Annotated in this window: 11 protein-coding genes; 8 read left to right on the top strand and 3 right to left on the bottom strand. The window is 59.9% G+C overall.

Annotated features, from left to right (window positions below; genetic code table 11):
• Positions 1–212: 212 nt before the first annotated feature.
• From PhaeoP97_RS12865 to PhaeoP97_RS12830, 8 genes are all read left to right on the top strand, one after another.
• On the top strand, positions 213–1,091 hold the full coding sequence (locus PhaeoP97_RS12865; RefSeq protein ID WP_014880877.1) for an RNA polymerase factor sigma-32: 879 nt from the start codon (positions 213–215) through the stop codon (positions 1,089–1,091).
• Entirely contained in the window at positions 1,088–2,026 is a 939-nt protein-coding gene (locus PhaeoP97_RS12860) for a ChaN family lipoprotein (protein ID WP_072505397.1), read from the top strand. The genes PhaeoP97_RS12865 and PhaeoP97_RS12860 overlap by 4 nt, the downstream gene beginning before the upstream one ends.
• A gap of 100 nt (positions 2,027–2,126) precedes the next feature.
• Positions 2,127–3,323, top strand: coding sequence for a bifunctional phosphopantothenoylcysteine decarboxylase/phosphopantothenate--cysteine ligase CoaBC (gene coaBC / locus PhaeoP97_RS12855; RefSeq protein WP_072505396.1), 1,197 nt, complete (start codon positions 2,127–2,129; stop codon positions 3,321–3,323).
• A 49-nt stretch (positions 3,324–3,372) separates the two neighbouring features.
• Positions 3,373–3,828, top strand: a complete 456-nt coding sequence (gene dut, locus PhaeoP97_RS12850; protein ID WP_072505395.1) for a dUTP diphosphatase — start codon at positions 3,373–3,375, stop codon at positions 3,826–3,828.
• Complete coding sequence (locus PhaeoP97_RS12845) at positions 3,828–4,907, top strand: HesA/MoeB/ThiF family protein (RefSeq protein WP_072505394.1); 1,080 nt, start codon at positions 3,828–3,830, stop codon at positions 4,905–4,907. Before dut ends, PhaeoP97_RS12845 begins: the two co-directional genes overlap by 1 nt.
• Positions 4,908–4,964: 57 nt before the next feature.
• Positions 4,965–5,780: a transporter substrate-binding domain-containing protein gene (locus PhaeoP97_RS12840; RefSeq protein WP_072506466.1), complete on the top strand. Its 816-nt coding sequence runs from the start codon at positions 4,965–4,967 to the stop codon at positions 5,778–5,780.
• A gap of 68 nt (positions 5,781–5,848) precedes the next feature.
• Complete coding sequence (locus PhaeoP97_RS12835) at positions 5,849–6,670, top strand: amino acid ABC transporter permease (protein WP_072505393.1); 822 nt, start codon at positions 5,849–5,851, stop codon at positions 6,668–6,670.
• A gap of 96 nt (positions 6,671–6,766) precedes the next feature.
• Entirely contained in the window at positions 6,767–8,782 is a 2,016-nt protein-coding gene (locus PhaeoP97_RS12830; protein ID WP_072505392.1) for a M3 family metallopeptidase, read from the top strand.
• Positions 8,783–8,894: 112 nt separating this feature from the next.
• On the opposite strand, the gene PhaeoP97_RS12825 is transcribed toward PhaeoP97_RS12830, so the two are convergent.
• The 3 genes from PhaeoP97_RS12825 to PhaeoP97_RS12815 form a co-directional block, all read right to left on the bottom strand.
• Entirely contained in the window at positions 8,895–10,580 is a 1,686-nt protein-coding gene (locus tag PhaeoP97_RS12825; protein ID WP_072505391.1) for a tryptophan halogenase family protein, read from the bottom strand.
• Positions 10,581–11,167: 587 nt separating this feature from the next.
• Positions 11,168–12,094: a 2-hydroxyacid dehydrogenase gene (locus PhaeoP97_RS12820; RefSeq protein WP_072505390.1), complete on the bottom strand. Its 927-nt coding sequence runs from the start codon at positions 12,092–12,094 to the stop codon at positions 11,168–11,170.
• Positions 12,091–12,501, bottom strand: coding sequence for a VOC family protein (locus PhaeoP97_RS12815; protein ID WP_072505389.1), 411 nt, complete (start codon positions 12,499–12,501; stop codon positions 12,091–12,093). Before PhaeoP97_RS12815 ends, PhaeoP97_RS12820 begins: the two co-directional genes overlap by 4 nt.
• Positions 12,502–12,542: the final 41 nt, after the last annotated feature.

The raw sequence follows: 12,542 nt of genomic DNA, 5'->3' as shown, positions 1-12,542 counted from the left end.
GAGCGCGTCAACCGCCACGCGGTTGCGCCAATTTCAAAGACCTGATGGCACCCCGATAAGCCGGTCACAGCCATATTTTGGCGCACGTTCTTACCAGACAGGCTGGCCCCCAATAGTCCCGAATACAATAATTTGGGATTTTTGCCACGGCGGAATGATCCAAACGCGCATGCAGCGCGTAAATAGATTAAAATCATCTACGGGGAAGAAAAATGGCACTTGATACCATGATCGAAAACCCGTTGCCCAAGCGGGCAATGAAGGCGGAATTACTGGATGCAGAGACGGAGCTGCAACTGGCTTATGCCTGGCGGGATGAACGTGACGTGCAGGCGCTGCACCGGTTGATCAACGCCTATATGCGCCTTGCGATCTCTATGGCGTCAAAGTTCCGGCGCTATGGTGCGCCGATGAATGATCTCATCCAGGAGGCCGGTTTGGGCCTGATGAAGGCTGCTGATAAATTCGATCCGGACCGGGGGGTGCGCTTTTCCACCTACGCGGTTTGGTGGATCAAAGCCTCCATTCAGGATTATGTGATGCGCAATTGGTCGATGGTGCGGACCGGATCGACCTCCTCTCAGAAATCTTTGTTCTTTAATATGCGTCGGGTGCAGGCGCAGCTGGAGCGCCAGGCACAATCTGACGGTGCGCGGCTGGACAAGCATCAGCTGCATCAGCAGATCGCCACCGAAATCGGGGTACCGCTGCGGGATGTGCAGATGATGGATGGGCGATTGGCCGGGTCGGATTTCTCGCTGAATGCCGTGCAATCTTCCGAAGACGAGGGGCGGGAGTGGATTGAAGCGTTGGAAGATGACAGCGCACAGGCTGCTGAATTGGTCGAGGAAAGCCACGACACTCGGCAACTGCGGGATTGGCTGGTCGAGGCGATGCAGGCCCTGAACGAGCGTGAGCGTTTTATCATCACCGAACGCAAGCTACGGGAAAAACCACGCACATTGGAAAGCCTTGGCAATGAGCTGGATTTGTCCAAGGAGCGGGTGCGCCAGCTTGAGGCCGGGGCGTTTCAGAAAATGCGCAAATCGCTTGAAACATGCTCACGGGAAGTTCAAAACTTTCTCTTATGACAAACCATAGTAATTTTATCAGCAAAGGCGCGCCCAATACCGGACGCGCCTTTTTCATCTGCGCGGCGGCGCTACGCCTCACGGCCCTCGTCGGCCTTGTCTCTGCCGCCGCAATCATCGGTACCGCCCGCGCAGATCAACCGGTCAGCCAGACCGCCCAGACAGCGACGGCAGCGACCTCCGTTTTAGACTTGGTGCCACGGCTCACGGACGCGGATGTGGTGTTTCTGGGAGAGGCGCATGACAATCCGGCCCATCATCAGGTTCAGGCGGAGTTGATCGCCGCGCTAGCGCCGGCTGCCGTAGTTTGGGAAATGATCACCCCGGCGCAGGCTGCCGGACTGACCCCGGATCTGTTGCGGGATGGTCCTGCATTGGCGGAGGCGCTGGACTGGGCGCAGTCCGGCTGGCCGGATTTCGCACTCTACCAGCCGGTTTTTGCGGCGGGCCACGGGGCCGCGCACGTCGGGGCCTTGGTGCCCCGCGCGGACACCCGCCGCGCGATGGAGATTGGGGTGGCTGCCTTTTTCGGCCCGGACGCGGCGCAATATGGCCTGACGGATCCGCTGCCAGAGGCGCAGCAATCCCAGCGGGAGGCGGATCAGCTGGCCAATCATTGCAACGCCATGCCACCTGAAATGCTGCCGGTGCTGGTCAATTTGCAGCGACTGCGGGACGCGGCGCTGGCTCGGGCCGTTGTGATTGCACTGCAGCAGCCAGATTATGACAGATCCAAGGGTCCTGTTGTTGTCATCACAGGCAATGGGCACGCACGGCTGGATCGTGGCGCTCCGGTGGCGCTGCGCCAGGTGCGTCCTGATCTGCGTATTGCGGCCCTTGGCCAGTCCGAAGACAGCCAGATCGCGGGTGAGTTCAATGTGGTTCTGGACACGGTTGCCATCAGCCGCCCGGATCCCTGTCTGACGTTCCAATAGCAACCGTGTTCCGGCGGCAGACAACGGGACGCCGAAAACCGTTTCACACTGGCGGCGTGGCGCAGTAGAGTTTTCCGGGACCTGCGGCAAGGATGGGCAAATGCTGGCGAACAAACGTATTCTCCTTATCATCGGCGGCGGGATTGCCGCCTATAAATCGCTGGAGCTGATCCGCCGTCTACAGGATCAGGGCGCCGAAGTGGTGCCGGTACTGACCAAGGCTGGCGAGGAATTTGTGACCCCTTTGTCAGTCTCGGCGCTGGCCGGGCAGGCGGTGCATCGGGATCTGTTTGATCTGACAGCTGAGGCTGAAATGGGCCATATCCAGCTGTCCCGCAGCGCCGATCTCTTGGTGGTTGCCCCGGCGACCGCAGACCTGATGGCCAAGATGGCCAATGGTCACGCCAATGATCTGGCCTCAACCCTGCTGCTGGCAACCGATACGCCAGTTTTGCTGGCGCCTGCGATGAACGTGCGTATGTGGCAGCACCCCGCGACCCAGCGCAATCTTGAGATACTGCTGGAGGATGGCATCACATGCGTCGGCCCCGATGAGGGCGGCATGGCCTGTGGCGAGTTTGGCCCCGGTCGCCTGGCAGAGCCTGTGGCGATTGTGGCCGCTATCACGGCGCGTCTGACGGTTGGTCCGCTGTCCGGTCGCCGCATCGTTGTGACCTCTGGTCCGACACATGAGCCCATCGACCCGGTGCGCTACATCGCCAACCGTTCGTCCGGGGCGCAGGGCACAGCGCTGGCCCGTGCTCTGCGCGATCTGGGCGCTGAGGTGGTCTTCATCACAGGCCCTGCCAGCGTCGCGCCGCCCGACGGGGTTGAGGTGGTGGCAGTGGAGACCGCGCAGGAGATGGCCGACGCGGTGAACGCCGCCCTGCCTGCGGATGCCGGAGTCTTTGCCGCTGCTGTGGCCGATTGGCGGGTCACCAGCGCCTCTGATCGCAAGCTGAAGAAATCGAAGGATGGCCTGCCGGAGATGGAATTTGCCGAAAATTCGGACATCCTCAAAACCGTGTCGCATCTGGATGAGGGGCGGCCGAGACTTGTTGTGGGGTTTGCGGCAGAAACCAATGATGTGGTGGAAAACGCGACCGCCAAGCGGCTGCGCAAGGGCTGTGACTGGATCGTGGCCAATGATGTCTCCCCGGCGACGGGTATCATGGGGGGCAGCGAAAACGCGGTTGTGCTGATCTCCGATCAAGGCGCAGAGAGCTGGCCCCGCATGGGGAAGGATACTGTGGCCCGCCAATTGGCCGACCGTATTGCGGCAGCCTTGACTGACTAGACAAAGGCATCGGAGAAAACAATGACAAGGACCAAGGGGTCACGTGCAGATGGTTGATATTCAAGTGATATATGACGATGGCGCCGATCATGATGTCCCATTGCCCGCCTACCAGACTGCTGAGGCCGCAGGCGCGGATTTGCGCGCCAACCTGCCAGATCGCGGCAGTCTCACCTTGCAGCCGGGGGCGCGGGTGCTGGTGGCGACAGGGCTGCGGTTGGAGATCCCACAGGGTTACGAGGTGCAGATCCGCCCCCGCTCGGGCCTGGCGCTGAAACATGGCATCACATTGCCCAATGCGCCCGGCACGATCGACAGCGATTATCGCGGCCCTTTGGGGGTGATTATGATGAACGCAGGCGATGCGCCCTATACCATCGCGCATGGTGACCGTATTGCCCAGATGGTTGTGGCCCCGGTGGTGCAGGCCAGGTTCCGGCGTGTCGATGCGCTGTCCGACAGCGCGCGTGGCACTGGTGGCTTCGGCTCGACGGGGCAAAGCTGATGATTGCGGTGGTCTTTCTAGCAGCCGTGATCTGGTGGGGCGGCGGTTTTGTCGGCTTTGACCGTCGGCTGCGGCGCGTGCTGCTGGCCGTTCTCTATCTGGCGCTGCTGGCGATCCATCTGACCCTGCCAGAGGGGGCCAACCTGCGTCAGGCCACGGGCGGGTCTGTTGCGCCCTGGCTGATGCTGGCCGGTGCTGTGGTGTTGGTGCTGGTCTATCGGCAGGGCCTCAGGTCGCTGCGCCGTCGTGCCCAGCCAGCGGCAGATGCAACGCCTGCGGCCAAGGCAAAATCTGATAAATTCTCCGAAACCGAACTGGAACGTTACGCCCGCCATATTGTCTTGCGGGAGCTGGGTGGACCGGGGCAGAAAAAACTGCGCAGGGCGCGGGTTCTTGTGATCGGCGCCGGCGGGCTTGGTGCGCCTGCGTTGCAATATCTGGCGGCGGCGGGTGTTGGCACCATCGGGGTGATTGACGATGACGCGGTTGAGAATGCCAATCTTCAGCGCCAGGTCATTCACCGGGATGACGATATCGGGCGGCCCAAGGTGTTTTCGGCCAAATCGGCTATGGAGGCGCAAAATCCCTATGTCACGGTACGGCCCTATCATCGTCGCCTGACCGACGACATCGCTGCGGATCTCTTTGCTGAGTATGACTTAATTCTGGATGGCAGCGACAATTTCGACACCCGCTATCTGGCCAACCGCATTGCTGTGGCCTTGGGCAAGCCTTTGATATCAGGCGCTTTATCGCAATGGGAGGGGCAGATTTCCCTGTTTCATCCGGCTGTTGATGGTCCCTGCTATCAATGTATATTTCCCGAGGTGCCAGCGCCCGGACTGGCGCCCAGTTGTTCCGAGGCAGGCGTTGTTGGTCCATTGCCCGGCGTGATTGGCGCTATGATGGCGCTAGAGGCGGTCAAGGAAATCAGTGGCGCTGGGGCAGTTCTGCGCGGCGAGATGTTGATCTACGACGGGTTATATTCAGACAGCCGCAAGATCAGCCTGCGCGCGCAACCGGATTGCCCGGTCTGCGCAGGCGGTGCGGCGGTAACGCAGCCTAAGAAGGTAGGGTAAGCGGGCAGCTGACGACAGGGAATGAGAACAACGCAATCACCAAGGGGGAGAATGAAGATGACACAGAAAGCTCAGAAACAGGCGGTTCAACTGGCAACGGCGGCGACCATCGGGCTGTCGGTATTTGCAACCGGCGCGCTGGCTGCGGATCTGCCGGACCTGGAGGCGCGCGAAGTCGTGGTTTCGGTGGAGAACGCCTATCCACCACTGCAATTTGTCGAACCGTCCAGCGGTAATGCAATCGGCTGGGAATATGATGCAATGGCCGAGATCGCCGCGCGGATCAACATCACCGTCGTCTATGAAACCACCAGCTGGGACGCGATGATCCCCGCGGTCAGCGACGGTCAGTACGATATGGGCATGACCGGCATAACCATCCGCGATGACCGCAAGGAAAAGGTGGACTTCTCCGACAGCTATCTGACCTCGCAGATGCGGATGATCGTGGCGGGTGACGAAACGCGATTTGATGACGCCAAGGGATTTGCCGCTGATACTGATCTGCTGGCGGGTGCGCAGCCCGGCACCACGCCATTTTATGTGACGGTTTACGATATTCTGGATGGTGACGAGGCCAATCCGAGGATCAAGCTGTTTGAAACCTTTGGCGCGGCTATTCAGGCCTTGCGCACGGGGGATGTCGATCTGGCGCTGTCTGACAGCACCGCCGCCAACGGCTATGTGCAGGCCTCTGATGGAGCGCTGAAAATCGTGGGTGAGCCGCTGGGGACCGAGGATTTTGGGTTCATCTTCCCAAAGGACAGCGAACTGGTGGCACCTATCAATGCGGCCATTGCATCCATGGCGGCAGATGGCACGCTAGAGGCGCTAAACACCAAGTGGTTCCTTGAGTATAAACTTGGCGGCTGATCCCAGACGATGACGCAAGACCTGTCCCCGGCTTCACCAGCCGGGGATTTCTGTATCAAGGGGCAGTGATGAGCGAACAGGCACCAAGACCAAGACCGGGGTCCGGCAACAAACAGGATTTTCCCTGGTGGCTGGCCGCTGTGCTGCTGATCGGGGGGTATCTTGGCTGGCGGGTTGTGGCCGATGATCTTTATTTCAACATCCTCAGCACGCTGATGCGGGGGGTGCAGCTGACGGTGGTTGTTACTCTGGTCAGCTTTTTTCTGGCCTCGGCACTGGGGCTTGGTCTGGCGATGGCGGCAGGGTCGCGCTGGATCGTGGTCCGCCAGACCGCGCGGTTCTACATCGAGGTGGTGCGCGGCATCCCCATCATTGTGTTGCTGCTGTATGTGGCCTTTGTGTTGGCCCCGGCATTGGTGGAACTGCGCAATTGGCTGGGGGACCACATCGGGCTTGATCCAATCCGCACACGCAACTTTCCACTGTTGTGGCGTGCCATTATTGCGCTGATGATTGCTTATTCCGCCTTCATCTCCGAGGTGTTTCGCGCTGGTCTGCAATCAGTGGATCCCGGCCAGATCGAGGCGGCCAAGGCGCTGGGACTCAGCCGGTGGCAGCGGTTTCGCTTGGTGGTTTTTCCACAGGCGATCCGCACGATCCTGCCGCCACTGGGCAATGATTTTGTTGCTTTGGTCAAGGACAGTTCATTGGTGTCGGTACTGGGCGTTGCTGATGTCACGCAGCTGGGCAAGCTGACGGCGGTGGGCAATTTCCGCTATTTCGAGACCTACAATGTGGTGGCGTTGATCTATCTGACCCTGACCATTGGCCTGTCTCTGGCATTGAGACGGCTGGAAAAACACCTGCGCCGCCGCGAGGAACGGCGTTAACGGGCAGGCCCCGGCCGCAATCGTTGAAATTCTCTTGAGTGTGGCTCTGGACGGCGGGCAGGGGCGGGCATAGCTTCCTCATAAAGGAGATTTGCCATGACCAATCCGCTGTTGTCTCATTGGGACACACAATTTGAAATCGCGCCGTTTGATCAGATCAAAGATCGTGATTTTGCCCCGGCTTTGGACGCCGCCTTGGCTGCGCATAACGTGCAGATTGATGCCATGGCCACCTCGGAGGAGGCACCGACTTTTCACAATGTGATCGAAGCGCTGGAAACTCCATGCCCCGAGTTGGAACAGGTGTTGTCGGTATTTTATACAGTCGCCGGTGCTGACAGTAATGCCGAGCGTGAAGCGCTTCAGCGCGATTTCTCACCTAAACTTGCGGCACATTTCTCTGCCATTACAGCAAATAAGGCACTGTATGCCCGCGTCAAATCTGTGTGGGATCAGCGTGACACGCTTGATTTGAGCGAGGAGCAACAGCGCGTTCTGATGTTGACCCATCGCGGCTTTGTTCGCGGAGGTGCCGCGCTGGAAGGCGATGAGGATGCGCGCATGCAGGCAATCAAATCGCAGCTTGCCACACTTGGAACAAACTTTACCCAGAATCTGCTGGCGGATGAGCGTGAGTGGTACATGGAACTGGGCGAAGACGACCTGACCGGACTGCCGCAGTTTGTGGTCGATGCTGCCCACGCCGCAGGCAAGGAGAAGGGCCTTGAGGGGCCGGTTGTGACGCTTTCGCGGTCGCTCATCACACCGTTTTTGCAGTTTTCCCCCCGCCGCGACCTGCGCAAGACGGCATTCGAGGCCTGGGCTGCACGTGGGGCCAATGAGGGCGACAGTGATAATCGCGAAATCGCTGCCGAAATTCTGGCCCTGCGCGAAGAGCGCGCCAAACTGCTCGGCTATGAAAATTTCGCAGCCTACAAATTGGAAACCGAGATGGCCAAGACTCCGGCTGCGGTGCGCGATCTGCTGATGCAGGTGTGGGAGCCGGCCAAGGCGCAGGCGGAGGCGGATGCCTGGGTGCTGACCAAGATGATGCAGACCGATGGCGTCAATGGCGATCTGGAACCCTGGGACTGGCGCTACTACGCGGAGAAACGGCGCAAGGCAGAGCATGATCTCGATGAGGCGGAGCTGAAGCCCTATTTCCAGCTGGACCGCATGATCGAGGCGTCGTTTGACTGCGCAACCCGGCTGTTCGGGCTGGAGTTTACCCCGCTGGATGTGCCGCTTTACCATGCGGATTGCCGCGCCTGGGAGGTGACCCGGAATGGCGCGCATGTGGCGGTTTTCATTGGTGACTACTTTGCGCGTGGCTCCAAACGATCAGGTGCCTGGTGTTCGGCCATGCGCAGTCAGGCAAAATTCCCCGAGGTCCAGACCCCGATTGTGATCAACGTGTGCAACTTTGCCAAGGGCGATCCGGCACTGCTGTCATATGATGATGCGCGCACGTTGTTCCATGAATTTGGCCATGCGCTGCACCAGATGCTGTCGAATGTAACGTATGAGAGCATCTCCGGTACCTCCGTAGCGCGCGACTTTGTGGAGCTGCCCTCGCAACTGTACGAGCACTGGCTGGATGTGCCGGAAGTTCTGGGCACATTCGCAACCCATGCCGACACCGGCAAGCCGATGCCGGTGGAGATGCGCGACCGGGTGCTGGCGGCCTCGACCTTTGATATGGGGTTCCAGACAGTTGAATATGTCGCTTCCGCACTGGTGGATCTGGCCTTTCATGACGGGCCTGCGCCCAAGGATCCGATGGCGAAACAGCGCGAAGTGCTGGACCAGCTCGGCATGCCGAAGGCAATCACCATGCGCCACGCCACCCCGCATTTTGCCCATGTGTTCTCCGGTGACGGCTATTCATCGGGCTACTACAGCTACATGTGGTCCGAGGTGATGGATGCTGATGCCTTTGAGGCCTTTGAAGAGGCAAATGGTGCGTTTGATCCTGAGCGCGCAGCGGCGTTGGAAGCGCATATCCTCTCTACCGGCGGGTCCCGCGATCCGGCTGAGTTGTATACCGCGTTCCGGGGTCGCCTGCCGGGTGTCGATGCCCTGCTGAAAGGGCGCGGATTGGCCGCAAAGTAATCCGCGTCTGTTTGATCAGGCATTAGCAAGGGCAGGCGTCAGGCGTCTGCCCTTGCTTGTTTGAGGTGGATGCAGCTCTTTCGACCGTTGCCGAGAGGGTTGCAGACGCGCGCTAGAACAGTTGCAAATCCTTTTCACCGCTCTGGATTTCGTTGTGGCTTGGCATGTTCTGGATGGCCCAGTGCACCTGCGGGGCATCGGGCATTGGGACCGTTGGTTTTACTGCTGCCGCCATGCCAAAGCTCTTTTGGCCCAACTCTCCGCGGATGTCGCGCAACAACGTTTTGTGATCCGGCATCGTATTGAGAATCCTAGTAAGATCCACTTTTGCACCCTTCCACCATTGGAACCAGATCGGTTTCTTCAGAGGGCGCAGGCGGTCCCGGATGCCGGAACCATAGCCCGTATCATAGACTTGTTTGCCCAGAAGCACGGTCTGATAGACGCGGTAGTCAAACAGGGTCGCGAACTCAATATCATGGGGCATCGGCAGCCGGTGCTGCCAGAGTTCAAGGTTTTCGGCCAGGCGATCTGGGATCTTCATCTCGGTGCGGGCGTCGATCCAATACTGGTCGTCGGTGCGGTTGCCCAGCCGGTAGTGCAGGCAGATGAACTCCAGAACCTCGTCATAGAGTTTGTCCATCTGCCGGTTGTAGCGGGTGCGCAGGGATGGGGCGATGTCGCGCGTCGGCATATGTTCGGTGAGCCAGCGCACCGCGTGATCAATCATATGGATTGCGGTACTTTCCAGCGGCTCGATAAACCCGCCGGACAGACCGATGGCCACACAGTTCTTTACCCAGGCATTGCGCACCCGCCCGATCCGCATGGGGATGATGCGCGGGGTCGCCCCTTTGCCGCTGTCCCCAAGCCATTCAAGGTATTCATCTGCGGCCTGATCATCGGTGCGATGGGCGGAGGAGAACACATAGCCGGTGCCGACCCGGTTATAAAGCGGCACCCGCCAGGTCCAACCGGCGCCAAGGGCGGTGGAGCGCGTGAGGCTTTCGATCTTTTCCGGGTCGGGATGTTCGATCTGCAACGCCATAGCGCGGTCATTGGGCAGGTAGTCGGAGTAATCCATAAACGGCTCACCCAGCGCCTGATTGATGATCAGTCCGCGGAAGCCGGTGCAGTCGATGACCATCTCTATATCGTGGCGACCGCGCTGCTCCAGCATCAGATGGCTGACATTGCCCTGCTCATCCAGTTCAACCGATGTCACCTCATCCTGGATATGCTCCACGCCGTGCTTGGTACAAACCTTGGTGAGCATGCCTGCAAATTTCACCGCGTCCAGATGGTAGGCATAGCCAAAGCGCTGTTCAAATTCCGGTTGGCCCAAGGGACGCGCCCCTTTGCACAGACGGCCCAGATCATCATGGGGGGCGATGGACTGAGTGTAGTCGCGATCCCCATTGCCAAAGCGCAGGAAGTATTCGGCAGGCTCCAGCCCGTCCAGAAGTTGACCATGGGCAAAGGGATTCACGTAGTCGATGCGATTGCCCTCGGCATCCTTGTTCCAGTTGCAGAACTTTACCCCCAGCTTGAACGAGGCGTTGGTCTCACGGAAAAAGGCGCGCTCTGAGATGCCGGCCTGACGGAGGGTTTTGGGCATCCGCGGCACGGTTGCCTCGCCCACTCCGACGGTGGCGATATTCGGGCTTTCGATCAGGCAGATCTTTGGCCGGTCCTTGGGCGCTGACGTACGGGAGAGTTCTGTCTCCAGGATCAGCGCCGTCATCCACCCCGCCGTGCCGCCACCGACGATGGTGATCTTCCTTAAGCGATTGTTCATGTGTTCCGTCCCTGTTTTATAGTTTTTTCAAGGACCGTAGCGCAGCTATCTGGCATCTGGCTAGCAGCAATTCCGCAAAATGCCGTGTCGATGCTGTTATCATCCGGTCCGGGGCACGAAGGGCTGTATTCTGAGAGAGGGCAAGCTGGGCGCGCCAGTCTTCAAGTTTTGAAAACTACCGCTCTGCAACAGGGTTTACTGGGCTGTCGGGCGGATTGGGATGGGGCGGTCCGATCTGTAAGACGCGCGGATTTACCGGTGCAGCCTGTGGCTGTCCGGGGTGGCTCTGGGGCTGGATTAATCTATCATAAGTTGATTTGGATCTTGGTCTGCAACCGCATGGTTGCGACACATAGTGGACGGCGCCGCCACGGGGGGGCGGAGGAGGACGGGTTGATGGCCCGCGTGCTCAAATTCTCTGCACGACCCCAGAGGTTGGGGCCCGGTTCCTGGTCGGAGCCGGGGTGCCAGACCCGGATCCTGCAATCGCGATTGGGGCCAGTCTGACACAGCGGTCTGAACCAATCCTGAGCGCGGCGTGCGCAGTGGTTGCAGATCGTTAAGTCCTATCCGCCGCATATCTGGGGCTAGTACCCGAGGGTGCGATCCACCTGATGCAGGAAGGCGTCATCAGCCTCACCCCGGCGGATATTCTCAGCAATGACGCGGGCGGCGGTGAGGGGGCGTGTTTCTGCCGCGATATGCGGTGTCACGGTCACATTGGGGTGGGTCCAGTAGCGGTGCTCCATCGGCAGTGGCTCAACGCGGAAGACATCGAGCGTTGCATGGTCGATCTGACCCCTGTCGAGCGCGGCCAGAAGGGCGTCATCGTCGATCAGGGGACCGCGACCGGGGTTGATGATGCACGCCCATTTGGGCAGCAGGGAGAGGGTGTCGCTGTTGAGCGTATTCTCGGTCGCGGGGGTGTCTGGCAGCAGCAAAACGACGATTTCTGCCATCGCCAGCGCGTCGCGCAGGCCTGCATCGCCATGGCGGCAGGTGATGCCGTCGATTGATTTCTCAGATCGCGACCAGCCGGTGACCGGAAAGCCCAGTGTTGCCAGCATGCTGGCACAGGCCTGCCCCAGCGCGCCAAGACCTAGAACCGTCACCGGGCGTTCTTCGGCAAGCGGGGGGACTACCGGGGCCCAGCGGTCCTGTGTGTGGATCGTGCGGTCGATATCGAGGTGATAGCGCAGCACATGACCGGTGACCCATTCCACCATGCCTGCGGTCAGACCGGGGTCGACCATCCGGCAGAGCGGCATGGTCAGGGTTCGGTTGCCGACGATTTTCTCCACCCCGGCCCAGAGGCTGAGCACCGCCTTGCAGCGGGTGTAGGGGGTGAAATCCTGCAGATCGGAATTGGGGGCATAGACCACATAGTCCACCTCATCCGGGGTGTGATCAAGACGCAGATCGACCTCTAGCCCGGCATCCGCAAAGGCAGCGCGCAAAGGCGCCTCATAGGCGGCCCAGCGTTCAGGCAGGGCGGCAAACTGAACATTAATCATGTCGCAAACACTCCGGCCATATCCGCGAAGCCCTTGATTTCGATCGGGTTGCCGGCAGGGTCATGGAAGAACATCGTGCTCTGCTCGCCCGGCTCGCCTGCAAACCGGGTGGTGGGGGCGATGGTGAACTCTAGCTCTGCGCGTTCAAGCCGATCCGCCAACGCGCGCCATTCGTCCTGTGCCAGGATCACACCCAGATGGGGCATCGGAACCATGTGGTCGCCGACCTTGCCGGTATTCGCGGTGGCAAAGACCGGCCCGAGGTGCAGCGAAATCTGGTGGCCGAAGAAGTTGAAATCGACCCATGTATCGGTGCTGCGCCCTTCCTGACAGCCCAGCAGGCCACCATAAAAGCCGCGTGCCCTGTCGAGATCATCGACGTGATAGGCGAGGTGAAAGATGCTCATCGGTCTGCTCCCTGTGATCTGTTGCCCTAGGGATAGGCGGC

The organism is Phaeobacter porticola, assembly GCF_001888185.1.
GTDB classification, from domain to species: domain Bacteria; phylum Pseudomonadota; class Alphaproteobacteria; order Rhodobacterales; family Rhodobacteraceae; genus Phaeobacter; species Phaeobacter porticola.
The sequence above is the reverse complement of the archived record's forward strand: the minus strand, read 5'-3'. Positions and strand labels throughout refer to the sequence as shown.